Source organism: Williamsia sp. 1138, from assembly GCF_002095435.2.
Lineage (GTDB): Bacteria > Actinomycetota > Actinomycetes > Mycobacteriales > Mycobacteriaceae > Williamsia.
On record NZ_MJEJ02000036.1, the window covers coordinates 44,190 to 71,058 of the forward strand.

Here is a 26,869-nt window from a genome sequence, read left to right on the forward strand (position 1 = left end):
AAAAATGCCAAGCACCAATGTTGTTGTCGGATCATCCGTCGGACTGCACGCCCGCCCGGCAGCAGTGATCGCGGAGGCCGTTGCCGACGCCGGAGCCCCCGTGACGTTGGCCGTCGCGGGCGGCGAGCCGGTAGACGCGGGCTCAGCGCTGCTCATCATGACCCTGGGCGCCACGGCCGGCACCGAGGTCACCGTCGAGAGCGAAGATCAAGGCGCCCTCGATACCATCGCCAAGCTCGTGGCCTCCGACCTCGACGCCTGAATCCTGCGCCGCGGCTAGAATTGTTTGACGAACGCGGTGGGTGGGGAACGATTTCCCCGCCCACCGCGTTACCCATTGGCACCATTTTCTACCTGCGCCGTGCGGCAGCTACCCGAGGAGGACCGTGTTCGAGGCCGAACAAGAACATCTCGACCGGGTGTACGGCCGGCTTGATCGGATGCGACGCAATACGCAGTCACGGCTGTCGTCTGCCTTGCGGAACACCGGCGGGACACCCCAGGCCCGTTCCGAGCGAGAGTCCTATGAGCGGCTCTACACCGACGATCTGACCAAGTTCGATTCGGCGGAACACAACCTCTACTTCGGGCGCCTCGATCTCGAGGACGACGAGGTCCGCCGCATCGGTCGCATCGGCATCCTCGATGACGACGATCAGGACAGCACACTGCTTCTGGACTGGCGTGCTCCGATGAGCCGTCCGTTCTACCTCGCGACCCCGGCCTCGCCGGAAGGCGTCAGTACCCGAAGTCATGTCCGCACCCGCAACCGCAAGATCACCGCGGTCAACGAGGAGCGCCTCGATGTCGCTGAGCTCACCGACGCCGACAGCACCGGACACGGTGACGTGGTCAACGAGTCCGCGCTCATCTCCGCGCTCAACGCTGCCCGGACCGGGCAGATGACGGACATCGTCGAGACGATCCAGCGCGAGCAGGACGAAATCATCCGGTCCACCCATCGGGGCGTCCTGGTGGTGCAGGGCGGTCCCGGTACCGGCAAGACTGCCGTCGCACTGCACCGGGCGGCGTATCTGCTCTACACCTACCGCGAAACCCTGGCGCGTAGCGGCGTTCTCATCGTGGGACCCAACACGACCTTTCTGAACTACATCGGACAGGTGCTGCCGTCGCTCGGCGAGAGCGGTGTGCTGTTGTCCACCGTCGGCGATATGTATCCGGGCGTTCGCGCGCAGCTGACCGACAACTCGGTCGGTGCCACCCTCAAGGGAAGTCTCGACATCGTCGAGGTGCTCGGGCGCGCTGTGCGAGATCGCCAAGAATTGCCGCAGTCCCCCATCCACCTCAAGTTCGACGGGTATGAGCTGACCATCAGCAGCAAACTGATCCAGCGTGCCCGCGGCCGGGCTCGGTCCTCGAGGCGCCCGCACAATCACGCCCGTTCGATCTTCCTGCGCTCCGCGTTCGACTCTCTCGCGCAGCAGCACGCCGATCGGATCGGTTCCAGCCTGCTCGATGGCTCACAGTTGTTGAGCAACAAGGACATCGCCGACATCCGCGACGAGATGAAGGCCGATCCGCAGATCGTCGCCGCGCTGTCCCACTTCTGGCCGCAGCTGTCACCGCAGGTGGTGCTGTCCGACCTGCTGACCTCCCCCGATCGGATCGCTTCCGCGACACCGAACTGGTCTGCCGCCGAACGTATGGCGGTACTGCGCGACGAGCGCAACCAGTTCAGTGCCGCCGATGCGCCGTTGCTCGACGAACTCGCCGAGATCATCGGCGTGGACGACGACGGGGACGAGGAGCGCGAGCGCGCTCAGTGGCGGCAGAAACTCTCGGATGCCCAGGACGCACTCGACATCCTGACCGGCTCCGCCCCACAGGATCTCGAAGACGAGCTGGACCCCGAGATCCTGATGGCGTACGACCTCATCGATGCCGAACAACTCGCCGCCCGTCAGACGAACCGGGTCGCGCTGACCACGGCCGAACGGGCTTACAGCGACCGCACCTGGACGTTCGGCCATGTCATCGTCGACGAAGCCCAGGAACTCTCCGCGATGGCATGGCGAATGATCATGCGGCGCATACCGAATCGGTGGATGACGGTGATCGGGGACACGGCGCAGACCGGCGACCCGGCGGGCACCACGTCGTGGGATGCGGTGCTGACACCGTACGTGGCGAAACGCTGGCGCAAGTTCGAACTGACGGTCAACTACCGAACGCCGCGGGAGATCATGGACGTCGCCGCGCCGATCCTCGAGCAGATCGATCCGGCGATGTCCGCACCGACGTCGATTCGCATCAGCGGCAGGCCACCGACTTTCGAGCAGACGTCGGTCGATGGACTGGTTCCCGCAGCGCTGCGATTGGCCGACGAGGAGCTGGACGGGATCACCGCCATCATCGCCCCCGACGCGCTGATCGGACAGATCCGAGCCCTCGGCGGGGACGCGGGCGAGACGCAGGAACTGTCGATTCTGACGGTCGCGCAATGCAAGGGTCTGGAATTCGACCGGACAGTCGTCCTCGAGCCGTCCCAGATCGTCGCGCAATCACAGCGCGGCTGGGGTGACCTCTACGTGGCGCTGACCCGGGCAACCCAGCAGCTGTCCATCGTGCACAGCGCTGAGTTGCCCGAGCCCCTACGAGTTCGCGCTCAGACCGTGTGAACGATCAGGACGTCGCACTTCGACTTGCGGGCGACGTCCGCCGGGACCGAACCCAGCAGCCGGCCTGCGATGGAGTTCAGGCCCTTGTTACCGACGACGAGTAGCCCCGCCTTGCTGTCGGCGACGAGGTTCAGCAGGGCGTCCACCGGCGATCCGACCACGGGGCGGGTCTCGATGTTCCCTCCGCCGGCAGCGACTGCCCTTTCCTTGGCGGTTCGCAGGATCTCTTCGGTGGGCGCAGATCCGTGAACCTGGTACGCCTCTTCTTTCAGCACATCCGAGACTGCGGAAACGTCGCGGTCATCGGTCGGAAAATAGGCGCAGGCAATGATCAACTTCGCCGAATCACCGCTGATGGCCCCCGCCTTCTCCACGGCCTTCATCGACGATTCAGAACCATCGGTTCCCACAACGACGGTCTGGTATGCGCTCATCCATTCCTCCATAAGTGTGTCTGTTCTGACAGCCGGCCCACACCTGTGTGTGAGCACTTGCGATAGGGCTCCGCCCTCCGGCGTCGCCTTCCTCCGAGAGGGTATCCCGTAACGCGCGTTCGATTACTCGGTATCCGGCGACGCGCCCGTCGACCACCACGCTGACCAGCGGCGTTGAGTTGATGGTCACGCCGGTCACACATACTTTTGCCTACCGGATACCGGCGGCGTCCATCCCGCGCAGCTCTTTCTTCAGGTCGGCGATCTCGTCGCGCAGGCGCCCTGCGAGTTCGAACTGCAGGTCGCGGGCTGCGTTCATCATCTGGTCGGTCAGGGATCCGATGAGATCGGCGAGATCGGCGCGCGGCATCGCCGACACGTCCCTGCCGTCCAGCACCCCCGCCGAACCCGACGCCCGACCCGGCTCGCCCTGTGCGCGGCGACCGCGACTGGAGTTGCGGCCCGAACCGCCGACGGCCACCGCGTTGTCCTCGGCTTCTTCGTAGACCTGGTCGAGGATGTCGGCGATCTTCTTGCGCAGCGGTTGCGGATCGACCCCCATCTTCTTGTTGTAGGCGATCTGCTTCTCGCGCCGCCTGTCGGTCTCGTCGATCGCGTTGCGCATCGAATCGGTGATCTTGTCCGCATACATGTGCACTTCGCCGGACACGTTACGAGCCGCGCGTCCGATGGTCTGGATCAAGCTGGTGGTGCTGCGGAGAAAACCCTCCTTGTCGGCGTCCAGGATGGCGACCAGCGACACCTCAGGAAGGTCCAAACCCTCACGCAGCAGGTTGATTCCGACCAGCACGTCGTATTCACCCGTACGCAGTTGTCGGAGGAGTTCGACGCGGCGCAGCGTATCGACCTCCGAGTGCAGATACCGCACTCGGATCCCCAACTCGAGGAGGTAGTCGGTGAGATCCTCCGACATCTTCTTCGTGAGGGTGGTGACCAGGATGCGTTCGTCCTTCGCCGTCCGCTCCCTGATCTCGTGGATGAGGTCGTCTATCTGCCCCTTGGTCGGTTTGACGATGACCTGCGGATCGACGAGGCCGGTCGGCCGGATGACCTGCTCGACGAACTCTCCGTTGGACTGCCCCAGCTCGTACTTGCCCGGTGTCGCGGACAGGTAGACGGTCTGACCGATCCGATCGACGAACTCGCTCCACGTGAGCGGCCGGTTGTCCACGGCGGAGGGCAGCCGGAAACCGAAGTCGACCAGGTTGCGTTTGCGCGACATGTCGCCCTCGTACATGGCGCCGATCTGCGGAACGGTCACGTGGGATTCGTCGATCACCATCAGGAAGTCGTCCGGGAAGTAGTCGATCAGCGTCGCCGGCGCGGTTCCGGGCCCGCGACCATCGATATGCCGCGAATAATTCTCGATACCGGAGCAGAATCCGACCTGCCGCATCATCTCGAGGTCGTAGGTGGTTCGCATCCGCAGGCGCTGCGCCTCGAGCAACTTGCCCTTGCCCTCGAGGTCGGCGAGGCGCGCTTCGAGCTCCGCCTCGATCGACTCGATCGCCCTCTCCATACGCTCCGGGCCTGCGACGTAATGCGTGGCCGGGAAGATGCGCAGCTCCTTCACCTGACGCACGACGTCGCCGGTGAGCGGATGCAGGTAGTAGAGCGCCTCGATCTCGTCGCCGAAGAACTCGATCCGCACCGCGAGCTCCTCGTACGACGGGATGATCTCGACGGTGTCGCCGCGCACCCGGAAGCTCCCGCGGGTGAAGCTAACGTCGTTGCGGGAGTACTGGACATCGACCAGCAACCGCAGCAACGCGTCGCGGTCGACCTCCTGGCCGACCTCCAGATTGACGGACCGGTCCAGGTACGACTGCGGGGTACCGAGGCCGTAGATACACGACACCGACGCGACCACCACGACGTCGCGCCGAGAGAGCAAGCTCGACGTGGCCGAGTGCCGAAGACGCTCGACGTCATCGTTGATCGACGAGTCCTTCTCGATGTAGGTGTCGGTTTGCGCGATGTACGCCTCGGGCTGGTAGTAGTCGTAGTACGAGACGAAGTACTCGACTGCGTTGTTCGGCAACATGTCTCGCAGTTCATTTGCGAGCTGGGCAGCCAGGGTCTTGTTCGGAGCCATCACCAGTGTTGGGCGTTGGACCTTCTCGATAAGCCAGGCCGTGGTCGCCGATTTACCTGTACCCGTGGCGCCGAGCAGGACGATGTCTTTCTCGCCTTCACGCAGACGCCGTTCGAGGTCCGCGATCGCGGTCGGCTGGTCGCCCGCGGGTTTGTGATCACTGATCACTTGGAAGTCGGCACCCGTCCGCTCGATGTCCCCCACCGGCCGGAATTCCGAATGCGCGACGATCGGATGTTCTGCTGCAAACGCCATACAACCAGAGTAAACGCGACCTCCGACATCGCGCGTGCGCCGACAGCGAACGCCCCCGCCGGGATAGGTTATCGCGATGGCGGCGCTGCACCCACCCAAGCACGAGACCTTCGACGTGAAGGCGAAGACCAACACCGACCCGAAGGGGTTCGTGCGCCAGGTCGAGACCTACCGGACCACCGATTTCGGGCTCTACATGGACCGGTTCGCCGATCACCACGAGTTCGATCGTCTGCAGTCGTGGCTGCTACCCGCCTTCGGACTGAGGGCCACCATCTTCCAATATCGGCCCGGGCACGAACGGGACCAGCACCTCTACCTCGACATCGGCGAGTTCACCGGCCCCGACACCGACGGGCGCTGGCACTCGGAGGACTGGTATCTCGACTTGATCGACCGTCCGGGGCGAGGGCTCGAACTCGAAGACGTCGACGAACTGTTCGACGCCCACGCCGCCTGGTTACTCCCCCACGAACAGGCCCAGGCAGCCGTCCACATCGCCACCCGCACGATGGTCGGGGCGGCGGCCCACGGGAATGACGTCCAGGCCTGGCTCGCCTCCGAAGGGGCAGCCCTCACCTGGGCTACTTCAGGGTGATGCTGACCGCCCGGCCCGGGTCGGCGTTGGCGTGGACACCTACGCTTCGCTGCGGAAAACCGCCGTCGGCGAGTAGCTCGGTCACGTCTGCAGGGGTCTTTCCATCCGCCAATCGCACCTCGAAGTCGAGCACGTCCGGCGCCGGGCCCGCCGATGCAGCGGTCGGTCCGATATGGACCACATCGGCGATCTTGTCTCCGCCGATCACCCGCAACCGGTTCGCCAATCTGGTTGCTTGCACCCTCCACTCCGGGCGCGGCTCGACCTCTTCGGACGATTGCGGCGCGCAGATCCGATTGCGGAGGTTGCCCTCGTAGGGCACGAGCCGTTCGTCCCACAGCGCGGCGGCGAGGGACGCGAGATCGTCCGGGGTTCCGCTGTTGTCGAGCCAGACGTCGGCCACGGCCCGCCGATCTTCAACACTTGCCTGCGACTTGATGCGGGCTCGCGCATCGTCCTCCGGCATGCCACGCTGGCCGGTCAGGCGCTCGAGCCGTACATCCTCGTCGGCGTGCACGATCACCACGAGATGAAAGAAGGGCGCACTGCCGTTCTCGACGAGCAGCGGGATGTCCTGCAGCACGATCGCGTCGGCCGGCGCCGCTTCCAGCAATTCGAAGGCCCGCGCGCCGACCAGCGGGTGGGTGATGCCGTTGAGCTTCTTGCGCTGTTCGTCGTCGACGAACGCCTTCGCGGCCAGCGCCGCCCTGTCCAGCGCTCCGTCCGATTGGAGAATTTCCTCGCCGAAGGCCGCGACGAGCTGCGCCAACCCATCGGTTCCTGGCGCGACCACCTCGCGGGCGATCACGTCCGCATCGATGAGGTAGGCACCACGCTCGGTGAGCGTACGTGCGACTGTTGATTTTCCGGCGCCGATACCACCGGTCAGGCCTACTCGGATCACGAGATGAGTGTCACAGACGACCTCTCGCGCGCACTCCGCAGGGTGCGCGCGAGAGCCATCCACCTTCGTCAGCCGGTGACGCCGGTCAATTCATTCGGCGTGAAGTCGACTGTGGTCTCCGCAGACACGGTTCCCGCCGCGAGATCGACCGCGAACAACTTCTTGTTCGCGGGATCGCTCACGTAGGCGGTCGAATCCTCGACGAACAGAGCCGGTCGCGCTTCCTGCCAATCCTCTGGCTCCGTCCATTCTCCGATGACGGCGATCTTCTTGGTGACCGTCCCGGCGATCGGATCGATCACGTGGATGGCACCGTCTGTACCGAGGACCAGCGCTTCGCCCTGCGGGCCCCGCTGAAGCGAGCGGAATGTGTAGCTGGTCCCGAGTTCGACCAACTTCAGCTCGCCGGTATCGGTATTCGTGAGGCTTACGCGGGTGGGACGTTCCAACTCGGCGTCCTTGTCGACCTTGTAGTCGCCGAGCACCACAGGCGAGGCCTCGGAACCGGCCTGATTGCCGATGCGGCCGTACACATCTGGGCTTTGGACCTTGGTGATCTCGTTACCACGGACGATCAGGATGCCGTCGGTGCAGCCGAACGCGAGCACGCCATTGGCGACGGCAGCTTCGCCGTGCAGATTCGGACACTGATCGTTGGCTGCGATCTGCTGGAAGTCGGCGTCGAGAATCTGCACCCCGGTACGCTCCTCCTCATTGCCGACAGAGACCACGGTGGTCCCGTCTTCACGCGCAACCGCGACGCCGTGGTGCGGCTCCACCTTGTGGCTGGTGGCAACGCCTTTGCCCCGCAGTAGTTCCGCCGGCTCGACGATGTCGATCTCGCCGGTGCCATCGGAGAAGAGGGTGGTCCGATCATCATGCACCACAACGTGTCCCGGCTCCTCACCACCGAAACGGATGTCCGTCAGCGCCGGCTCCGCAGTGTAGTAGTGGTCGTGGTCCCCGTGAGATCGGCTCCACGTTCCGAGGTCCAGCGCCCGGAATCCCTCGGCTTCGGAGACGAATACGTGCCGACCGTCACCGGCTGGGTTGAGCCGAATGAAGCCCTCGGCCGGCAGGGTGGCGACCTGATCCAGGGTCGAGGCGTCGAGCACGGCGACGCCTCCGTCGTAGCTCACCGCCAAACGCGGCTGAGCCGACTCCTGTTCGACGCCTTTCGAATCCGGCGCTGCCGAACTCGACTCGGCCGAGCTGGAACCGGTCGACGAATCGTCGCCGTCGCCGCTGGAACCGCAGCCGGCCACCAGGACCGCACCGACTGCTAGAAGAGAAAGGGCTTGCAGCCCACGTTTGATGTTCACGTCGGAATTGTCGTAGTTAACGACAATCATTGTCAAAAAGCTATACGTGCATGGCTTGCCTCATCGAGCACCACGGTGGCAACAAAACGCCCCCCACCTTGCGGCGGAGGGCGTTTCGTTGTCTATATGTCTATCAGGCGTTGCCGGAAAGCTTCTCGCGCAGAGCAGCGAGCTGCTCGTCACTGGCAAGCGATCCACCACTCTTCGGAGCGGACGAAGACGACGAGGACGTCGCGGTGGCGGCGTCGTCACCACCCTTGTCAGCGGAATCCGAGGAGTAGTCGGTCGGAGCGTTGGCAGCAGCCTCGGCGGCAGCGGCGAACTTCTCCATCTGGGCGGTGTGCATCTTGTGGCGACGCTCGGCCTCGGCGTAGCGAGACTCCCACGCTTCCCGCTGCTTCTCGAATCCTTCGAGCCATTCGTTGGTCTCGGAGTCGAAGCCTTCGGGGAAGATGTAGTTGCCCTGCTCGTCGTAGCTGTCGGCCATGCCGTACTTCGACGGATCGAACTCTTCGGTGTAGTCCTCGTTGGCCTGCTTGAGGCTCAGCGAGATCCGGCGACGCTCGAGGTCGATGTCGATGACCTTGACCATCGCGTCGTCACCGACGGCGACAACCTGATCCGGCACCTCGACGTGGCGCTCGGCCAGCTCCGAGATGTGAACGAGGCCTTCGATGCCCTCTTCGACCCGCACGAACGCACCGAACGGAACCAGCTTCGTGACCTTGCCGGGCACGATCTGGCCGATGGCGTGGGTACGAGCGAACTGACGCCACGGATCTTCCTGAGTGGCCTTGAGCGACAACGACACCCGCTCGCGATCCAGATCGACGTCGAGGACCTCGACGGTGACCTCGTCGCCCACGGCGACAACCTCGGAGGGATGATCGATGTGCTTCCACGACAGCTCGGAGACGTGCACCAGACCGTCGACGCCGCCGAGATCGACGAATGCGCCGAAGTTGACGATCGAGGACACGACGCCCTTGCGGACCTGGCCCTTCTGGAGCTGGTGCAGGAACTCGCTGCGGACCTCGGACTGGGTCTGCTCGAGCCACGCACGACGCGAGAGCACGACGTTGTTGCGGTTCTTGTCGAGCTCGATGATCTTGGCTTCGATCTCCTTGCCGATGTACGGCTGCAGATCGCGCACGCGACGCATCTCCACCAGCGATGCGGGGAGGAATCCGCGCAGACCGATGTCCAGGATCAGGCCGCCCTTGACGACCTCGATGACGGTGCCCTTGACGGCCTCGTCCTTTTCCTTGAGCTCTTCGATGGTGCCCCACGCACGCTCGTACTGAGCGCGCTTCTTGGACAGGATCAACCGACCCTCTTTGTCCTCCTTGGTGAGGACGAGTGCTTCCACCTCATCGCCGACGCTGACAACCTCGCTGGGGTCGACGTCGTGCTTGATGGACAGTTCGCGGGACGGGATCACTCCCTCGGTTTTGTAACCGATGTCGAGCAGCACTTCGTCGCGGTCAACCTTGACGATGGTGCCCTCGACGATGTCGCCATCATTGAAGTACTTGATAGTGGCATCGATGGCGGCAAGAAAATCCTCAGCCGAGCCGATATCGTTAACGGCTACTTGTGGTGAGGTAATGGTCGTGGACGGCATATGTTAGATGGCTCCGGACAGGTTGGGTTGTAGGGACAGTAATGCGGGATCAACAGAGGCCACGGATGAGTGACCGGCATGAAGAACCACGCGAGCTCAGGCACGCGCGTGTCTGAGGATACGCCAGCCCCGCTGGACTGGGCAAATACCTCCGTGTCGTACCCGTATCTGCGCAGCGGCGTCGACTCGAAAACCAGCGTTTCGGCGAATCGTCGCTGGTGGGACGCCGATGCCGACACCTACCACGGTACGCACGGCGACTTCCTCGGCGCCGACAGCGACGACGGAGACTTCGTATGGTGCCCCGAAGGGCTGCGCGAAGACGATGTCGAATTGCTCGGTGACGTCGCAGGCAAGGCTGTACTCGAGATCGGATGCGGCTCGGCGCCGTGCAGTCGGTGGCTCACCGGCCACGGCGCGAATACCGTCGGTTTGGACCTGTCACGGGAGATGCTCCGGCGCGGTCAGCAGGCGATGGCGCGGGGTGGTCCGCAGCCGGGGTTGGTGCAGGCCGGCGCAGAGGACCTCCCGTTCGGCGACGGCGTCTTCGATCTCGCCTGCTCGGCATTCGGTGCGGTGCCTTTTGTCGCCGACTCGGCGCGGGTGATGAGCGAGGTGGCCCGAGTGCTGCGGCCCGGCGGTCGCTGGGTGTTCTCGGTCAATCATCCGATGCGGTGGGCCTTCCCCGACGACCCCGGACCCACCGGGTTGACGGTGATACTGCCGTACTTCGACCGCACGCCCTACGTCGAGACCGAGGACGACGGCACGGTCAGCTACGTCGAACACCACCGGACCCTAGGCGACCGGATCCGGGAGATCCGTGCCGCCGGCCTGATCCTCGACGACCTCATCGAGCCCGAGTGGCCCGAAGGTTTCGACCGCGAGTGGGGTCAGTGGAGTCCGCTCCGCGGGCACTACTTCCCGGGCACCGCGATCTTCTGCACCCGTAAGCCCATATAGCCCTGAGATCTTCCGTCTGAGTGGTCGCGAAGGGAAATATGCCCTCGACCACCCCCGAAACGGACGATCTCAGGGTGAAACTCAGAGATTGTCGAGCACCGCGACGGTGAAACCGTCGGTGGTGGCAGTTCCGCCCAGGTCGGCGGTCGCGATCCCGGCGGCCAACGCCGCGCCGATCCCGCCGCGGATGTTGCCGGCCGCAGTAAGCAGGGCCTCGTCCCCGCTTCGCAGCGCCTGCCACTCGAGCAGCATCGTGGCCGAACCGATGATGCCGACGGGATTCGCGACACCACGACCGGCGATGTCAGGTGCGGCGCCGTGGGCCGCTTGCGCCATCGCCTTGGTGGCCGAGGTGTTGATGGACGCCGCAATGCCCAGCGACCCGGCCAGCTCGGCGGCCAAATCCGAGAGGATGTCGCCGAACAGGTTCTCGGTGACGACGACATCGAACTGCCCGCCTCGCCGCACCAGATGCGCTGCCATGGCGTCGACGTGTTCGTCGTCGACCCGCACGTCGGGATAGCGTTCGGCGACCTCGAGGCACACATCGCGGAACAATCCTGTGGTCATCGACAGGACGTTCGCCTTGTGGACGATGGTGACGTGCTTGCGTCGGGATCGGGCAAGCTCGAACGCGGACACCGCGATTCGCTCGGTGGCTGCACGGGTGATCACACCGACCGACAGAGCGACGTCGGGGGTGGGCATGAACTCTCCCGTGCCGCGGGCCATGTTCCGATCGGCGTAGAGGCCTTCACTGTTCTCCCGCACGATCACAAGGTCAAGATTCGGGTTGACAGCGCCCACCCCGACATGGGCCAAGACGGGACGAATGTTCGCGTAGAGGTCGTAACGTTTGCGGACTACCCCACCCGGTGTCAGCCCGGTGCGATGCTCCGGTGGGTAGCCCGCCGAGTCGTGTGGTCCGAGGATCCAGAGGTGGAGATCGTCGAGAGCGGCCAAGGTGGCCGTGGGGATCGCCGTGCCGTATTTCTCGATGGACGCGCGCCCGATCTCGAGCGGCACCCAGTCGACCGAGCGTCCTACGCTGGTCAGCGCCTGCTCGACAACCCGCGCCGCCGCAGGAACGATCTCCGGGCCGATCCCGTCGCCGTCGATGAGCCCGATGGGATATCTGTTCGCCATGACCGTGATCGTTCCATTGATCAGCACCGGTCAAAGAATCTGATCAGCACCGGTGAAAGAATCAAGGCATGGCTGCAGAAGAACTGGTCAACAGCTCGCACTGGGGTGCGTTCACGGCATCGCTCGACGAGCAGGGACTGTCTGTGACGCCCGACCCTGCCGATCCCGACCCGTCGGAGCTCCTCCGCAACATTCCGGCATCCCTTGACAAGGGTGTCCGCGTGCTGCACCCGTCTGTTCGACGGGGCTGGCTCGAGGACGGTCCGGGGCCGTCGGACCGCCGCGGATCCGACGAGTACGTCGAAGTGAGCTGGGATCGCGCTCTCGACCTCCTCGCAGGCGAACTCGAGCGGGTCCGCAGCACGTACGGCAACCCGGCGATCTTCGGCGGGTCCTACGGCTGGGCGAGTGCAGGCCGGTTTCATCACGCACAGAGCCAGATTCACCGATTCCTGAACACCATCGGTGGTTACACCCGATCGGTGCACAGTTACAGCCACGGAGCGTCGAGTGTGCTGCTCCCGCACATCGTCGGCGACGAGGCGCCGCTGTACAGACCGACAACGTGGAACGTACTGAGCGAACACACTGACCTCTTCGTCTGTTTCGGAGGTATACCGGCCAAGAACGTCCAGATCAACGCCGGCGGTATCAGTCGACACACGGTGCGGGAATCGCTGGAGCGTGCCAGCGCCCGAGGTGCCGAGTTCGTGACCATCAGTCCGCTTGCCGACGATCTGGCGACGGTGACCGACGCCCAGTGGATCTCCATCAACCCGGCCACCGATACCGCGCTCATGTTGGCCCTGTGCTGGGTCTTGCTCACCGAAGGCCTCTGCGACCTCGAGTTCGTCGACAAGTACACCGTCGGATTCGAGGAGTTCGCCCGCTACCTGCGCGGGCAGACCGACGGGATCGCCAAAACCCCGCGCTGGGCAGCGAACATCTGCGGGATCGACGCTCCGACCATCGCTGACCTCGCCCGTCGAATGGCTGCCGGGCGGACCATGGTGACCACCTCGTGGTCGTTGCAGCGGGCGCGGTTCGGCGAACAGCCTGTGTGGGCGTCGATCGCACTGGCCGCGTTCCTCGGTCAAATCGGTCTCCCCGGAGGGGGTTTCGGTCACGGATACGGCTCGACCGGCGGTATGGGCGCAGGCAAACTCCCCTATCCGTTGCCGACATTCCATCAGGGCGTCAATTCCGTCAGCGACTTCATCCCGGTGGCCCGCATCTCGGACATGTTGCTCGAACCCGGTGCCGGCTATGAGTACAACGGCCAGTCGCGGGTCTACCCCGACACCAAGCTGATCTATTGGGCGGGCGGCAACCCGTTCCATCACCATCAGGATCTCGTGCGGTTGCGCGCCGGATTTCAGCGGCCCGACACGGTTGTCGTACACGAACCGTTCTGGACTGCGACGGCACGGCATGCCGACATCGTCCTCCCGGTCACGACGACGCTGGAACGCAACGACATCGGCTGCGGACGATACGACGAGATCATGACCGCGATGCAGCAGATCTCTCCGCCTGTCGGTGAGTCGTTGAGCGACTACGCAATTCTCACCGAACTGAGCAAGCGGCTCGGCGTCGAGAATCAGTTCACCGAAGGACGCGACGAGTGGGACTGGCTCGAGCACATCTATGAGCGCTGGCGCGAAGCGATCCCCGACCAGTTCACCCCGGGCCAGAACTTCGCCGAATTCTGGGCGTCACGCCACCTCGACCTTCCTGGCGCAGACTCGAAACATGTTCTTTTCGAAGATTTCCGAAAGGATCCCGACAAACATCGCCTCGCGACACCCAGCGGCCGGATCGAGATCTCGTCGTCGACGATTGCAGGCTTCGGCTACGACGACTGCCCGCCCCATCCGACGTGGCTCGCACCTGAAGAGACCGTGGATGTGGGATCCGGGCAATATCCGCTGTGCCTGGTGGCCAACAACCCCGCCTCACGCTTGCACAGCCAACTCGACAACGGCGCCGTCAGTGTCGAGTCCAAAGTCCTCGGCCGCGAACCGATCCGGCTGAACCCCGGGGACGCACAGGCCCGCGGGATCGCGACAGGCGACATCGTACTGGTACGCAGCGACACCGGTGAGATGCTGGCCGGCGCAGTCTTGGACGATCGCGTTTCCGGCAATGTCGTGCAGATCTCGACCGGCGCCTGGTTCGACTACAGCTCACCGGACGTCGCCGGATGCATCCACGGCAATCCGAACGTTCTGACACGCGATACCGGCTCGTCGAAACTCGCGCAGGGATCAACCGGGCAGTTGGTACGTGTCGAGGTCGAGGTCTACACCGGTGAGGTTCCGGACGTCGTGGTCCATGATCAGCACCGCTGGATGTCCCCGACCTGATCCGTAGCCGCCGTCGACCGTGGGAATGTCCTAGGGTGAACCCGTGGCACATTCGGTAGAACTCATCTTCGACGCGGCGACGGATGCGGCCATCATCGCGCAGTGGGACGCATTGGCGGCTGCCGGTTTACCGAGCCAGGGCCGCACGCGGTCCGAGTCGAACCGGCCGCATGTCACGCTCGTCGCCGCCGACGCCATCGACGGGGCCATCGACCGTGACCTGTCCACCCTCACCGACGTGCCCGGCATGGAGGTGAACATCGGCGCGATGCTCCTCTTCCGTGGTCGCCGCGCCACCGCAGCCCGGCTGGTGGTCCCGTCCCGCGAATTGTGCGATCTGCACGCCCACGTCTTCGAGTTGTCGCGTGGGCACATCAGCGGCGAGCCGCTACCGCACATCCAACCCGGGGCCTGGACGCCCCACGTAACACTTGCACGCCGCCTGGCGGACGACCAGATCGGTTACGCCCTCACCACATTGGGCTTCGCACCGGAGATCTTCACAGCAACCGTGACAGGACTACGACGATGGAACAGCGACACCCGCGAGGAGTTCTACCTACTGTGACGCGGTGAGCCGACCGATGGCGTTGAGGGGCAACGGCAGCCAACTCGGCCGATGCCTCGCCTCGTATCCCGCCTCGTAGACTGCCTTGTCGAGTTCATATGCACGCAGGAGTGCTGACTGGTCGCGAGGATCTGCGCCGGTGACCGAGGCATATCCCTCACAGAACGCCGAGGCATTCCGGTCCACCCATTCGATCGCCCGAAATGCACGCTGGGCAGTCACATTCGGAGCACCCTGGCCCAAGAGGTGCTGACCCGCATAGTCGAAGGATCGAAGCATTCCGGCGACGTCACGGAGCGGACTGTCTGGCTTACGGCGCTCGGCGACCGATTTGATGGGTTCACCTTCGAAGTCGATGAGCAACCAGGTGGAGGGGGTCCTCAGAACCTGACCGAGGTGCAGATCTCCATGGATGCGTTGCACCGTGTCAGGCCCGGATTGCGCTGCCTCGTCGTACACGGCCGCGATCGCAGCACGGTGCTCTGCGAGTTCCGGTATCGCGTCGGCCGCTACGTCCAGCCGCGACCGCATACCCTCGATTGCACTCTCCCCCGGCCCGCGCTCCTCGGAGCCCAGACTTCGCGCAAGGTCGGCATGCACGTGGGCGACAGCGGCGCCGAGTCGTTCGGCATCACCGGCGAAATCGCTGCCGAGCTCCGCCGCGTGCAGGTCTGCCTCCGTGAACAGGTCACGCACGCTGATCAAGGCCATACTCCAGCCGTCAGCCGCGTTCTCGATGAAATCCTGAGCCATCGCCAGCGTCGTCGGTTCGCCATCGACGTCCGCCTCGACCCATCCACGCAGGTCGGCGACGTACTCGCAACCCACCTCACTGAGCGCTCGGTGGAGTTCGACGTCGGGATTGATCCCGGCCTCGAGCTGCCGGAAAACCTTGAACAACAACGTTTCGCCGAAGACCAACGACGTATTCGACTGCTCGGCACCGAGCACATGACCGGCTTCAGAGGTATCGATCGTCACGCCCGGGACGGTCTCGAAACGCAGGCCCCCGAGGTGCTCCTGCGCGCTCAGCGCCGTCAGATAGCGAGCGATCACGTCCGGATCGTGCAGGCCGTCGTAGGCGGCGACGCTGCCGGTCGCCGATTCGGGCAGAGCCCAGGACAGCAGCGGCTCGGACAGATGCGTGCGAAAACCCAGCGGAACCTGATAACGAACCGACGGCCCATTCTCGAACTCGACTTCGATGAGGACGTGCTCACCGGCAAATCCGTCGTCAGCAGTCAAAGGCACACGCGACGAGATCGTCACGTGCGTGATGCCGCGGTCCTTCGCCGAGAACCATCGTTGGTCAGGGAGCCATTGCCGCAACGCCTCGGCGAGCTGCTGGTCGCTTGGTACGTGGATGCTCATGGTTGAACCGCCGCCTCGGCTTCGCTGCTGAGTGGATACCCCTGGGCCACATGCGAATCCGATGGGTCCGGTTGTAGCGCAAACCAGTAGAAGCCGTGGCCCGGCAGGGTGATCATGTAGCCGTCGGGTCCGATCTTCGGGAACGGAATCGACCCGGTGAGTTCGACGGGTATCCGGCGTTCGAACGCCGACAGGTCGAGGATCACGCCCTGCGGGAAACGCGACAGGTTGTTCACACACAAGATGACGTCGCTGGTGCGGCGCTCCTGGTTCGACGGTGCCAACTCGCGCAGGTACGTCAGCACCGACGGATTGCTGTTGCCCAGCTCCGTGAACGTGCCCAGACCGAATGCGGGGTGTTGCTTGCGGACCTCGATCATGCGTCTGGTCCAGTGCAGGAGAGTGTTGGTCGCGTTCATCTGTGCCTCGACGTTGACCGACTGGAATCCGTACGTGGGATCCATGATCACCGGCAGGTACATCCGGCCCGGATCAGTCCTCGAGAAGCCGGCGTTGCGATCGGGAGTCCACTGCATCGGTGTGCGCACCGAATCACGATCGCCCAGCCAGATGTTGTCGCCCATCCCGATCTCGTCGCCGTAATACAGCATCGGCGAACCCGGCAGGCTCAGCAGCAGCGCGGTGAACAGTTCGAGCTGGTTGCGATCGTTGTCGAGCAGGGGCGCCAGTCGCCGCCGGATACCGATGTTCGCCTTCATGCGCGGATCCTTCGCGTACTCGGCGTACATGTAGTCGCGTTCTTCGTCGGTCACCATCTCCAGGGTGAGCTCGTCGTGGTTGCGCAAGAAGATCGCCCACTGCGCAGACTTCGGGATCGGCGGCGTCTGCTCCAGGATCTCCGAGATCGGGAAGCGGTTCTGCCGGCGCACCGCCATGAAGATGCGGGGCATCAAGGGAAAGTGGAATGCCATGTGGCACTCGTCACCGACATCGGGTTCACCGAAGTACTCGACGACATCGGCGGGCCACTGATTCGCCTCGGCCAGCAGGACGCGTCCCGGATACTCCTCGTCGACCACCTTCCGGCACCGCTTGAGGAAGACGTGGGTCTCACCGAGGTTCTCGCAGTTGGTCTGGTCGCGCTCGAACAGGTAGGGCACCGCGTCCAGTCGGAACCCGTCGATGCCGAGGTCGAGCCAGAACCGCAACACGTCGATCATCGCGTCGGCGACTTCGGGATTGTCGTAGTTCAGGTCAGGTTGGTGGGAGAAGAACCGGTGCCAATAGTATTGGCCGCGAACGGGATCCCATGTCCAGTTGGAGATCTCCGTGTCGACGAAGATGATGCGCGCCTCGGGATATCCGGTGTCGTCGTCGGCCCAGACGTAGTAGTCGCCGTAAGGTCCGTCCGGGTCGGACCGCGACTCCTGGAACCACTGGTGACTGTCCGAAGTGTGGTTCATGACGAGGTCGGTGATGATGCGGATCCCACGCCGGTGAGCCTGATCGATCAGTTCGACGAAGTCGTCGACGGTACCGAACTCGGGCAGCACGGTTCGGAAGTCCCTGATGTCGTATCCGCCGTCACGAAGCGGGGAATCGTAGAAGGGCGGCAACCACAGGCAGTCGACGCCGAGCCACGACAGGTAATCGAGTTTGTCGGTGAGTCCACGGAGATCGCCGACGCCGTCATTGTTGGAATCGTTGAACGCTCGGACCAGAACCTCGTAGAAGACGGCCTTCTTGAACCAGTCATTGTCGACCCGCAGCGGTTTCGCGTGGTCGAAGTCCTCCGATTGCGCCTCGACCAGATGGCCGTCGGCGGTGTGTTCGGCTTCGTCCTGCGGGTTCTCCAACGGCATGCGCACCTCGACTGTCGGCTCTACGGTGTACTCGGTCAACCCTACGTGCCCGGGACGTAGTTGGTCCTGCGGGCGCGAGTACCCAGTTCGAGCCGAAACTAACGCATCACTCCCTCAGCGTCGAAAGAGCTTGTCACCCAACCACACCAACGGGTCGTACTTACGATCCGCAACACGTTCCTTCATCGGGATGAGGGCGTTGTCGGTGATCTTGATGTGCTCGGGACACACGTCGGTGCAGCATTTGGTGATGTTGCACATCCCCAGGCCGTGTTCCTCCTGGGCAGATTTCCGACGTTCGGCGACGTCGAGTGGATGCATGTCCAACTCGGCCACCCGCATCAGGTACCGCGGGCCGGCAAAGGCTTCTTTGTTCTCCTCGTGATCACGCACGACGTGGCAGGTGTCCTGGCACAGGAAACACTCGATGCACTTGCGGAACTCCTGCGACCGCTGCACGTCGACCTGCTTCATGCGGTACTCCCCCGCCTTCAGCCCCTCGGGCGGCGTGAACGATTGGATCTCGCGGGCTTTCTGGTAATTGAAGGAGACGTCGGTGACGAGGTCCCGGATCACCGGGAACGTGCGCATCGGGGTGACCGTGATGACCTCGTCCTCGGTGAACGTGGACATCCGGGTCATGCACAGCAACTTGGGTCTGCCGTTCACCTCCGCCGAGCACGAGCCGCATTTGCCTGCCTTGCAGTTCCATCGAACGGCAAGATCGGGCGTCTGGGTTGCCTGCAGTCGGTGGATGATGTCGAGGACGACTTCACCGTCGTTGGCCTGCACGGTGTAGTCCTGCAGATCGCCACCCTCGATGTCGCCGCGCCATACCCTGAACTTCGCGTCGTAGCCCATCTCAGTTCTCCTTGGTCCCGCCGGCATCAGGGTGTCCTGCGATTTCCCCTGCTGTGTAGTACTTTTCGATTTCGGAGAAGTCGAAGAGTTCCAGCAACTCCGGACGCATCGGCGTCTGTTCCTCTTTGACCACGGTCACCTCGGGCACCGGCGAGTCGTCGCTTGCGTCCGCAGTGCAGACCAGCAGGGTGTTACGCCAGGACGAGTCCATTCCCGGGTGATCGTCTCGGGTGTGACCGCCCCGGCTCTCGGTCCGCAGCAGCGCAGCCTTCGCCACGCACTCACAGACCAGGAGCATGTTCCGCAGGTCCACCGCGAGGTGCCAGCCGGGGTTGAACTGCCGGTGCCCCTCGACCTGCATGCCTGCAAGCCGGCCGCGGATACCTGCGAGCACCTCGATCGCCTCCTCGACCTCCTCGGCTTTGCGGATGATCCCCACGAGGTCGTTCATCGACTGTTGTAGATCCGTATGGAGGGTGTACGGGTTCTCCGCCTTGCCCTCGGCCGGCGGGTCGAACGGTGAGAGTGCGAACCTCGCGGCCCGCTCGATGTCCTCGGCTGCGACGTCAGGCCGCTTCTCCAGGCCCTCGACGTACGCGGCCGCACCCAGTCCGGCGCGGCGGCCGAACACCAGCAGATCCGACAACGAGTTGCCGCCCAACCGGTTTGAGCCATGCATGCCGCCCGAGCACTCCCCGGCCGCGAACAGTCCCGGAACTCGCGCGGCCGCGGTGTCCGGGTCGACCTCGATGCCGCCCATGACGTAGTGACAGGTGGGCCCGACCTCCATCGGTTCGGCGGTGATGTCGACGTCAGCAAGCTCTTTGAACTGATGGTGCATCGACGGCAGGCGGCGGATGATCTCGTCGGCGGGCATTCGCGAGGCGATGTCGAGGTAGACGCCGCCATGTTCGGTGCCGCGGCCGGCCTTGACCTCTTCGTTGATCGCCCGGGCGACCTCGTCGCGGGGAAGGAGATCCGGGGTCCGCCGCGCACTGTCGTTGTCCGCCAGCCACTTGTCCGCTTCTTCTTCGGTCTCTGCGTACTGGCCTTTGAAGACGGGCGGGATGTAGTCGAACATGAAGCGTTTGCCGTCGGTGTTCTTCAGGACCCCGCCGTCGCCGCGAACGCCCTCGGTGACGAGGATCCCCTTCACGCTGGGCGGCCAGACCATCCCGGTCGGATGGAATTGGATGAACTCCATGTTGATCAAACTCGCACCGGCGCGCAGCGCCAGCGCATGGCCGTCCCCGGTGTACTCCCACGAGTTCGACGTCACCTTGAACGATTTGCCGATACCGCCGGTGGTCAGCACCACCGCCGGTGTCTCGAACAGCACAAAGCGGCCGGATTCGCGCCAGTAGCCGAAGGCGCCCGAGATCGCGTCGCCGTCCTTGAGCAGTTCGGTGATGGTGCATTCGGCGAACACCTTGATCCGAGCCTCGTAGTCTCCGGTGGCCGCAAAGTCTTCTTGCTGCAGCGCGACGATCCTCTGCTGCATCGTGCGAATCAGTTCCAGGCCGGTTCGGTCGCCGACGTGGGCGAGTCGGGCGTACGTGTGGCCACCGAAGTTGCGCTGCGCGATCCTGCCGTCCTCGGTCCGGTCGAACAGGGCGCCGTAGGTCTCCAGTTCCCAGACCCGGTCCGGGGCCTCCTTGGCGTGGAGCTCGGCCATGCGCCAGTTGTTGAGGAACTTGCCGCCGCGCATGGTGTCTTTGAAGTGGGTCTGCCAGTTGTCCTTGGAGTTCGCATTGCCCATCGATGCCGCGCAACCACCCTCGGCCATCACGGTGTGCGCCTTACCGAACAGCGACTTGCACACCACCGCCACCGAGTGACCGCGTTCCCTGGCCTCGATCACCGCGCGTAAGCCGGCCCCGCCGGCCCCGATCACGACGACGTCGTACCGGTGGCGTTCGACTTCGGTCATATGTTGATCGACTCCTCGCAGATAGCAATGAATTCAGCAGCGCAGCAGGACTTCCGGAATGTTCGTCAACCGATGAACCGCAGGTCGGAGATGGTCCCGCTGGACACCATCATGATGTAGAAATCTGTGAGCACCAGGGTGCCCAGGGTGATCCATGCGTACTGCATGTGCCGGGCGTTCAGCTTGGACACCTGCGTCCAGATCCGATAGCGAATGGGGTGCGCCGAGAAGTGTTTGAGGCGGCCACCGGTGACGTGACGGCAGGAGTGGCACGAGATGGTGTAAACCCACAGCAAGATCACGTTGCCGATCAGGATCACGTTCCCGAGCCCGATTCCGAACCCGCCCCCCTTGGCATGGAAGGCCGTCAGTGCGTCGTAGGTGTTGATCAGGGACACGATGACGGCGGCGTAGAAGAAGTAGCGGTGCGCATTCTGGATGATGAGCGGCAGCTTGGTCTCACCGGAGTACTTGCTGTGCGGCTCGGCGACGGCGCAGGCCGGAGGGGAGAACCAGAACGAGCGGTAGTAGGCCTTGCGGTAGTAGTAGCAGGTCAGCCGGAACCCCAGTAGGAACGGCAGGACCACGAACCCGAGCGGGATGATCATCGGCAGTTCCGGAAAGGGCGTACCGAAGTGGCTGGACCCGGGGACGCAGGACTCGCTCAGACAGGGTGAGTAGAACGGCGTCAGGTAGTGGTAGTCCTCGACCCAATAGGCGGTTCGGACAAAGGATCTCACTGTCGCGTAGATCACGAAGGCGGATAGACCCACCGCGGTCAGCAGCGGCGACAACCACCAGCGGTCCTCACGCAGTGTGCGTACGAGTATTCGTGCTCTGCCGGGTGAGAAGACCCCGGTTTTCTCCCGCTCAGTTGCGGGGGCGCTCACTTCGTCCGCTCACGCGAGTGGAACCCCAACCCCTCATCCTGCGCGCCGAGCCACGCGGACTCGTCGGACTTGCTGTCGGGGACATAGACGACGTCATTCTTGTTCACCGGCGGGCGCATCAGCGGGGGCGGCGACTTCTCGAAGTCGTGCAGATCGATCTCGAGGCGGTCGAGATCGTTGGTCATGCGTCGCACGGAGTCGACGTCCCCATACTGCAACTTCAGTGCGACGATGTGGTGCCGCAGAGCTCCGATGCTGCGATGGAGTTCGTTCATTCCGGCAGATGCCATGGCGTTACCTCCGAGGGCTATGTGACTCACACCACATTACTGCTCGGGTCACCTCAGTCAACGGTTTTCACCGAACGTGTCGCCCAGCGCGGCCGCCTTGGCGCGCAGAACCGCGCTCTCCCTTTGGTTTCCGGCCATCTCGGCCGCCACCAAGAACTCCGCGTGTGCCTCCGTGTCGCGATGCAACCGGGCCAGCAGCTCGCCCCGGACCGCCGGCAGCAGATGGGAACGCGACAAAGCACCCGTAGCGACCAGCTCATCCACGATGCCCAACGCGGGTTCCGGCCCGGATGCCATCGATACCGCTACAGCGCGATTGAGGTCGACCACAGGCGACGGCGCGATCCGGCCCAGCGCCTCGTAGAGGATCACGATGCGCTGCCAATCAGTGTCCTGCGCGGTCGGCGCGGTGGCGTGACACTGGGCGAGTGCAGCCTGCAGGCCGTACGGGCCTCTCCCCCGCCCACAGTCGTCGGCGCGGGCCAGGGCCTGCACACCGCGGCGGATCTGCGCCTGATCCCAGCGGCTCCGATCCTGATCGGACAGCAGGATCGGGGTCCCGTCCTTGGTGGTCCGGGCACCGAATCGTGATGCCTGAAACTCCATCAACGCGACCAGCGCATGCACCTCCGGCTCGTCCGGCACGAGCCCGGTCAGGATCTTGCCGAGCCTGAGCGCCTCGGTACACAGTTCGGATCGGATCCAGCGATCCCCCGACGACGCCGAATAGCCCTCATTGAAGATGAGGTAGAGAACGGTGAGCACTGCCGACAGGCGCTGGGGATACTCCTCGCGAGGCGGTACCTCGAAGGGCACGTCTGCCGCTTTGAGGGTTTTCTTCGCGCGCACGATCCGCTGCTGGATCGTCGCCGTCGAGGTCAGGAACGCCTGTGCGATCTCATCGGTGGTCAAGCCTCCGACGACCCGCAGCGTGAGAGCGATCTGCCCCTCGCGGGCCAGCACCGGATGCGCCGAGACGAACACCAGGCGCAGCACGTCGTCGTCGATGTGGTCGGGATCCCAACCGGGGTCGGCATCCGGCCGCGTTTCGAGGTCACGGGCGATGGCGACGTACTTCTCCTCCATCCGTTCCTGACGGCGCCACCCATCGATCGCCCGGCGCTTGGCCACGGTGGTGAGCCAGGCGCCCGGATTACGCGGGACGCCTGACTCCACCCAGGATGACAGTGCTTCCACCAGCGCTTCTTGCGCGAGGTCTTCGGCGCGGCCCACATCGCCGACCATCCGGGTCAGCGTGGCGATGATCTTGGCGGCTTCGATCCGCCAGACCGCGTCGACGGTCCGGCTGATCGCTTCCGGTCCGCTCACCGGCGCCTCAGTTGGACGTGCGGTTGGCCTGCTCCTCGCGCCACTGCTCTTCTTTCTGAATCCACTCGTTGTCCTGGGGGAAATCCTCGGGGCCGGCAACCCGGCGCACCTCGAGCTTGCTGCCCGGACCCAGCGGGCAGCGCGACGCCCACTGCGCGGCCTCTTCCTTGCTCGACACCTCGAGCATCCAGAATCCGCTGAACAATTCCTTTGCTTCCGCATACGGGCCGTCGGTCACCACCGGCGGGTCTGACTCGAAGTCGACGACGAATCCCTCCGAGGCGTCGGCCAGTCCCTCGCCGGCCAGCAGCACGCCTGCCTTCATCAGTGACTCGTTGTACGCCCCCATCGCGGCGATGATCTCGTCGAACGGGATCTCTTTGCTGGCGTCGATGGCTTCTTGCGAGTCCCGCATGATCAGCATGTATCGCATGGTCTTCTCCTCATTCGTTAGGTGTTGTCGAGGCCGGCGTTTGTGGTCCTCACCCATTCGTCGAACGAGCATCGCCCAGATCGACACCTCTTTCGAAAAAACTCTTCAGGTGCCGTCAGTGGGCGGCTTCATCCCACGATCTGCCGTAGCCGATAGAGACATCAAGAGGCACCGACAGTTCGATCGCACCGCCCATCTTGGCTCGCACGAGCGCCTCGAGGCGCTCCTGCTCACCGGTGGCCACCTCGAAGACGAGTTCGTCGTGCACCTGCAGCAGCATGCGCGACGACAGCTTCTCCTCGGCCAGCGACCGCTGGACGTCGATCATCGCGACCTTGATGATGTCGGCGGCGGTGCCCTGGATGGGCGCGTTGAGGGCGGCCCGCTCGGCGACATCGCGGCGCTGCCGGTTGTCACTGTTGAGATCGGGGAGGTAACGGCGACGCCCGAACAGGGTCGAGGTGTACTCGTTGCGGCGCGCTTCCTCGACTGTCTCCCGCAGGTAATCGCGCACCCCACCGAAACGGGTGAAGTACGCCTCCATCTGCTCTTTGGCCTCACCGGTACTGATCTTGAGCTGGGCAGACAGCCCGAACGCGCTCAGGCCATAGGCGAGGCCATAGCTCATCGCCTTCACGCGGCGACGCATGTCGGGGGTGACCTCTTCGATCGGTACGCCGAACGCCCGCGACCCGACGAAGCTGTGCAGGTCTTCGCCGGTGTTGAAAGCCTCGATCAGCCCCTCGTCCTTTGACAGGTGCGCCATGATGCGCATCTCGATCTGGCTGTAGTCGGCGGTCATCAGTGATTCGTATCCGTCGGCGACGACGAATCCCTGCCGGATCTGACGTCCGGCATCGGTGCGGACCGGGATGTTCTGCAGGTTCGGTTCGGTCGACGAGAGCCGCCCGGTGGCCGCCACGGTCTGATTGAACGTCGTGTGGATCCGGGCGTCGTCGGCGACCGTTTTGAGCAGACCGGCGACGGTGACCTTGAGCCGCGTGGCGTCACGGTGCGCGAGCATGTGCTCGAGGAACGGATGTCCGGTCTTCTCGAACAGCCCGGCCAAGGCGTCGGCGTCGGTGGTGTAGCCGGTCTTGGTCTTCTTGGTCTTCGGCATCTCGAGCTCGTCGAAGAGCACCACCTGCAGCTGCTTCGGCGAGCCCAGGTTGATCTGCTTACCGATCACCTCGTAGGCGAGTTCGGCCGATTCCCGGACACGAGCAGCAAACCCCGACTCGAGGTCTTCCAGATGCGGGACATCGATGCCGATACCGGCCGCCTCGAGTTCGGCCAGCACGAACAGCAGCGGCAGTTCCATGTCGGTCAGGAGCGAGCCCGAATCGATCTTGGCCAGTTCCTCATCGAAGCGATCGGCCAGTTCGGCCACGGCCTGCGCCTGCAGCATCGCCTGATCGGCCGCCGCCTGAACACCGGAATCCTCGTCGAGCAGCGACATCTGTCCGTCGTCGGTGACGGCGTCGGCGCGCAGTTCCCGGCGCAGGTATCGCAACGCGAGATCATCGAGATTGAACGACCGTTGACCAGGCAGGATGAGATAGGCCGCCAGCGTGGTGTCGCTGGTGACGCCGCCGAGCTTCCAACCCCGACCCCGCAACGCGTGAAATGCCCACTTGGCCTCGTGGATCGCCTTCGGGACGTCGGCATCGGCCAGCCAATCCGCGAGGGCCGTCTCGTCTTCAGGGCCGATCTCTGCGGGATCGAGATAGCCCGACTCCCCGTCGGCCGCCGCGATCGCGATGCCGGTGACGTCCGAGCCGTAGACCTGTCGCGGCCCCAGAATCGTCAGTCCGCTGCGACCGGTCCCCGGTGCAGCATGCGCGGCCAGCCAGGCGGACACCTCGCCGGCGCCGAGCATGCTGCCCCGGAGATCGAATCCGGATTCGGCCTCGGGCGCGGCCGAGGTCAGGGTGGTGAACAGCCGGTCGCGCAGCACCCGGAACTCGAGGTCGTCGAACAGCTGGTGGATCTTGTCGCGGTCCCAGGGGGCCAATGCGAGCTCATCCGGTTGTAACGGCAGGTCCATGTCGCGCACGAGTTCGGTCAGTTGGCGGTTCATCTGAACACTGGCGATATGGGCGCGAAACGCTTCTCCCACTTTGCCTTTGACCTTGTCCGCGTTGTCGACCAGCCCCGAGAGGGACCCGTATTCGCGGATCCACTTGGTCGCCGTCTTCTCCCCGACCCCAGGAATTCCTGGGAGGTTGTCGGAGGGGTCGCCACGCAGGGCGGCAAAATCGGGATACTGGGCCGGGGTCAGCCCGTACTTTGTCTCGACGGCCTCCGGAGTGAACCGGGTGAGCTCGGAGACACCCTTCTTCGGATAGAGCACCGTGACGTTGTCGCTCACGAGTTGAAGCGAGTCCCGGTCGCCCGTGACCACCAGCACCCGGAACCCCTGTTCCTCCGCGCGCGTGGTCAGCGTGGCGATGATGTCGTCGGCCTCGTAGCCCTCGCGGAAGAGCACCGGAATCCCCATCGCGCCCAACACATCTTTGGTCAGGTCGACCTGGCCACGGAACTCATCCGGGGCCGAGCTGCGCTGCGCCTTGTACTCCGGGAACACCTCGGCGCGGAAGGTCTGGCGTGACACGTCGAACGCCGCAGCGATGTGCGACGGGTTCTCGTCGCGCAGCAAGTTGATCAGCATCGAGGTGAATCCGTACACCGCGTTGGTGGTCTGCCCCGACGCCGTCTTGAAATTTTCGGCAGGGAGGGCGAAGAACGCCCTGAACGCCAGCGAGTGCCCATCGAGCAGCATCAGCGTCGGCGGCTCGGCCGCTTTCGTCGAGGACTTCGCCGTGGAACGGCCGGGCTGACTTGTCTGCGCAGGACTCACGGTCCCAAGTGTATGGAGCGGGGGTGACAGGCCCGCCGGTACGGCCCAAAACGTTGAAATCGCACAGCGTTTTTCGAGGTCACAGGTCTGGTAACTCAACAGTAACTGGGCGGAAACTTAGAAAGCCTGCCGAGTGCGGTTGCGGGT

At 64.2% G+C, this 26,869-nt stretch carries 21 protein-coding genes; 6 read left to right on the forward strand and 15 right to left on the reverse strand.

The window, feature by feature from the left end:
• The first annotated feature begins 4 nt into the window (after positions 1–4).
• Together BH683_RS08610 and BH683_RS08615 are read left to right on the forward strand one after the other, a co-directional pair.
• Positions 5–262 carry an HPr family phosphocarrier protein gene (locus tag BH683_RS08610; RefSeq protein WP_084835849.1) on the forward strand — a complete coding sequence of 86 codons (258 nt, stop codon included), beginning with the start codon at positions 5–7 and terminating at the stop codon, positions 260–262.
• A gap of 178 nt (positions 263–440) precedes the next feature.
• Positions 441–2,639, forward strand: coding sequence for a PhoH family protein (locus tag BH683_RS08615; RefSeq protein ID WP_084835915.1), 2,199 nt, complete (start codon positions 441–443; stop codon positions 2,637–2,639).
• On the opposite strand, the gene BH683_RS08620 is transcribed toward BH683_RS08615, so the two are convergent.
• Positions 2,627–3,073 (reverse strand): universal stress protein, encoded by a 447-nt coding sequence (locus BH683_RS08620; protein WP_084835914.1) that lies wholly within the window; start codon positions 3,071–3,073, stop codon positions 2,627–2,629. The genes BH683_RS08615 and BH683_RS08620 overlap by 13 nt on opposite strands.
• A 211-nt stretch (positions 3,074–3,284) precedes the next feature.
• Complete coding sequence (gene uvrB / locus BH683_RS08625) at positions 3,285–5,444, reverse strand: excinuclease ABC subunit UvrB (protein ID WP_084835850.1); 2,160 nt, start codon at positions 5,442–5,444, stop codon at positions 3,285–3,287.
• 76 nt (positions 5,445–5,520) lie between these two features.
• Here uvrB and BH683_RS08630 point away from each other — a divergent pair, with 76 nt between their 5' ends.
• Positions 5,521–6,042: a DUF402 domain-containing protein gene (locus BH683_RS08630; protein ID WP_084835851.1), complete on the forward strand. Its 522-nt coding sequence runs from the start codon at positions 5,521–5,523 to the stop codon at positions 6,040–6,042.
• Here the strand turns inward: BH683_RS08630 and coaE are convergent.
• From coaE to rpsA, 3 genes are all read right to left on the reverse strand, one after another.
• Complete coding sequence (coaE, locus tag BH683_RS08635) at positions 6,029–6,946, reverse strand: dephospho-CoA kinase (RefSeq protein ID WP_084835916.1); 918 nt, start codon at positions 6,944–6,946, stop codon at positions 6,029–6,031. The genes BH683_RS08630 and coaE overlap by 14 nt on opposite strands.
• 68 nt (positions 6,947–7,014) lie before the next feature.
• The gene (gene aztD, locus BH683_RS08640; RefSeq protein WP_084835852.1) at positions 7,015–8,298 is read right to left on the reverse strand and encodes a zinc metallochaperone AztD; all 1,284 of its coding nucleotides are present in this window, start codon (positions 8,296–8,298) and stop codon (positions 7,015–7,017) included.
• A gap of 103 nt (positions 8,299–8,401) precedes the next feature.
• Positions 8,402–9,892 carry a 30S ribosomal protein S1 gene (gene rpsA / locus BH683_RS08645; protein ID WP_084835853.1) on the reverse strand — a complete coding sequence of 497 codons (1,491 nt, stop codon included), beginning with the start codon at positions 9,890–9,892 and terminating at the stop codon, positions 8,402–8,404.
• Between the two features lie 153 nt (positions 9,893–10,045).
• Between rpsA and BH683_RS08650 the strand changes: the two genes are divergently transcribed.
• Positions 10,046–10,855 carry a class I SAM-dependent methyltransferase gene (locus tag BH683_RS08650; RefSeq protein WP_246833266.1) on the forward strand — a complete coding sequence of 270 codons (810 nt, stop codon included), beginning with the start codon at positions 10,046–10,048 and terminating at the stop codon, positions 10,853–10,855.
• 81 nt (positions 10,856–10,936) lie between these two features.
• Here BH683_RS08650 and BH683_RS08655 read toward each other — a convergent pair whose 3' ends face one another.
• Positions 10,937–12,001: an isocitrate/isopropylmalate family dehydrogenase gene (locus BH683_RS08655; RefSeq protein ID WP_084835917.1), complete on the reverse strand. Its 1,065-nt coding sequence runs from the start codon at positions 11,999–12,001 to the stop codon at positions 10,937–10,939.
• Between the two features lie 68 nt (positions 12,002–12,069).
• Here BH683_RS08655 and BH683_RS08660 point away from each other — a divergent pair, with 68 nt between their 5' ends.
• Both BH683_RS08660 and BH683_RS08665 read left to right on the forward strand, forming a co-directional pair.
• The gene (locus BH683_RS08660) at positions 12,070–14,367 is read left to right on the forward strand and encodes a molybdopterin-dependent oxidoreductase (protein WP_084835855.1); all 2,298 of its coding nucleotides are present in this window, start codon (positions 12,070–12,072) and stop codon (positions 14,365–14,367) included.
• Positions 14,368–14,410: 43 nt separating this feature from the next.
• Complete coding sequence (locus tag BH683_RS08665; RefSeq protein WP_084835856.1) at positions 14,411–14,935, forward strand: 2'-5' RNA ligase family protein; 525 nt, start codon at positions 14,411–14,413, stop codon at positions 14,933–14,935.
• On the opposite strand, the gene BH683_RS08670 is transcribed toward BH683_RS08665, so the two are convergent.
• The 9 genes from BH683_RS08670 to polA all read right to left on the reverse strand — a co-directional run bounded on the left by BH683_RS08670 (position 14,927) and on the right by polA (position 26,722).
• Positions 14,927–16,306 (reverse strand): phosphotransferase, encoded by a 1,380-nt coding sequence (locus BH683_RS08670; protein WP_084835857.1) that lies wholly within the window; start codon positions 16,304–16,306, stop codon positions 14,927–14,929. The two genes, BH683_RS08665 and BH683_RS08670, sit on opposite strands and share 9 nt — an antisense overlap.
• The gene (gene treS / locus BH683_RS08675; RefSeq protein ID WP_084835858.1) at positions 16,303–18,129 is read right to left on the reverse strand and encodes a maltose alpha-D-glucosyltransferase; all 1,827 of its coding nucleotides are present in this window, start codon (positions 18,127–18,129) and stop codon (positions 16,303–16,305) included. Before treS ends, BH683_RS08670 begins: the two co-directional genes overlap by 4 nt.
• Before the next feature lie 114 nt (positions 18,130–18,243).
• Positions 18,244–18,990 carry a succinate dehydrogenase/fumarate reductase iron-sulfur subunit gene (locus BH683_RS08680; protein ID WP_084835859.1) on the reverse strand — a complete coding sequence of 249 codons (747 nt, stop codon included), beginning with the start codon at positions 18,988–18,990 and terminating at the stop codon, positions 18,244–18,246.
• A gap of 1 nt (position 18,991) precedes the next feature.
• Positions 18,992–20,920, reverse strand: coding sequence for a fumarate reductase/succinate dehydrogenase flavoprotein subunit (locus tag BH683_RS08685; protein ID WP_084835860.1), 1,929 nt, complete (start codon positions 20,918–20,920; stop codon positions 18,992–18,994).
• Positions 20,921–20,985: 65 nt separating this feature from the next.
• The gene (locus BH683_RS08690) at positions 20,986–21,810 is read right to left on the reverse strand and encodes a hypothetical protein (RefSeq protein ID WP_084835861.1); all 825 of its coding nucleotides are present in this window, start codon (positions 21,808–21,810) and stop codon (positions 20,986–20,988) included.
• Positions 21,807–22,100: a hypothetical protein gene (locus tag BH683_RS08695; protein WP_084835862.1), complete on the reverse strand. Its 294-nt coding sequence runs from the start codon at positions 22,098–22,100 to the stop codon at positions 21,807–21,809. Before BH683_RS08695 ends, BH683_RS08690 begins: the two co-directional genes overlap by 4 nt.
• Positions 22,101–22,157: 57 nt before the next feature.
• Positions 22,158–23,429 (reverse strand): RNA polymerase sigma factor, encoded by a 1,272-nt coding sequence (locus tag BH683_RS08700; protein WP_084835863.1) that lies wholly within the window; start codon positions 23,427–23,429, stop codon positions 22,158–22,160.
• A 7-nt stretch (positions 23,430–23,436) separates the two neighbouring features.
• A complete protein-coding gene (locus BH683_RS08705) occupies positions 23,437–23,862 on the reverse strand; it encodes a YciI family protein (RefSeq protein WP_084835864.1) in 426 nt (141 codons plus the stop codon).
• Between the two features lie 115 nt (positions 23,863–23,977).
• Entirely contained in the window at positions 23,978–26,722 is a 2,745-nt protein-coding gene (gene polA / locus BH683_RS08710; RefSeq protein WP_084835865.1) for a DNA polymerase I, read from the reverse strand.
• Between the last annotated feature and the right edge of the window lie 147 nt (positions 26,723–26,869).

Bases quoted from the DNA above. Each gene is read 5' to 3' on its own strand.
- BH683_RS08610 (WP_084835849.1), top strand. From the start codon at position 5: ATGCCAAGCACCAATGTTGTTGTCGGATCATCCGTCGGACTGCACGCC.
- BH683_RS08615 (WP_084835915.1), top strand. From the start codon at position 441: ATGCGACGCAATACGCAGTCACGGCTGTCGTCTGCCTTGCGGAACACC.
- BH683_RS08620 (WP_084835914.1), bottom strand. From the start codon at position 3,073: ATGAGCGCATACCAGACCGTCGTTGTGGGAACCGATGGTTCTGAATCG.
- uvrB (WP_084835850.1), bottom strand. From the start codon at position 5,444: ATGGCGTTTGCAGCAGAACATCCGATCGTCGCGCATTCGGAATTCCGG.
- BH683_RS08630 (WP_084835851.1), top strand. From the start codon at position 5,521: ATGGCGGCGCTGCACCCACCCAAGCACGAGACCTTCGACGTGAAGGCG.
- aztD (WP_084835852.1), bottom strand. From the start codon at position 8,298: ATGATTGTCGTTAACTACGACAATTCCGACGTGAACATCAAACGTGGG.
- rpsA (WP_084835853.1), bottom strand. From the start codon at position 9,892: ATGCCGTCCACGACCATTACCTCACCACAAGTAGCCGTTAACGATATC.
- BH683_RS08655 (WP_084835917.1), bottom strand. From the start codon at position 12,001: ATGGCGAACAGATATCCCATCGGGCTCATCGACGGCGACGGGATCGGC.
- BH683_RS08660 (WP_084835855.1), top strand. From the start codon at position 12,070: ATGGCTGCAGAAGAACTGGTCAACAGCTCGCACTGGGGTGCGTTCACG.
- BH683_RS08670 (WP_084835857.1), bottom strand. From the start codon at position 16,306: ATGAGCATCCACGTACCAAGCGACCAGCAGCTCGCCGAGGCGTTGCGG.
- treS (WP_084835858.1), bottom strand. From the start codon at position 18,129: ATGCCGTTGGAGAACCCGCAGGACGAAGCCGAACACACCGCCGACGGC.
- BH683_RS08680 (WP_084835859.1), bottom strand. From the start codon at position 18,990: ATGGGCTACGACGCGAAGTTCAGGGTATGGCGCGGCGACATCGAGGGT.
- BH683_RS08685 (WP_084835860.1), bottom strand. From the start codon at position 20,920: ATGACCGAAGTCGAACGCCACCGGTACGACGTCGTCGTGATCGGGGCC.
- BH683_RS08695 (WP_084835862.1), bottom strand. From the start codon at position 22,100: ATGGCATCTGCCGGAATGAACGAACTCCATCGCAGCATCGGAGCTCTG.
- BH683_RS08705 (WP_084835864.1), bottom strand. From the start codon at position 23,862: ATGCGATACATGCTGATCATGCGGGACTCGCAAGAAGCCATCGACGCC.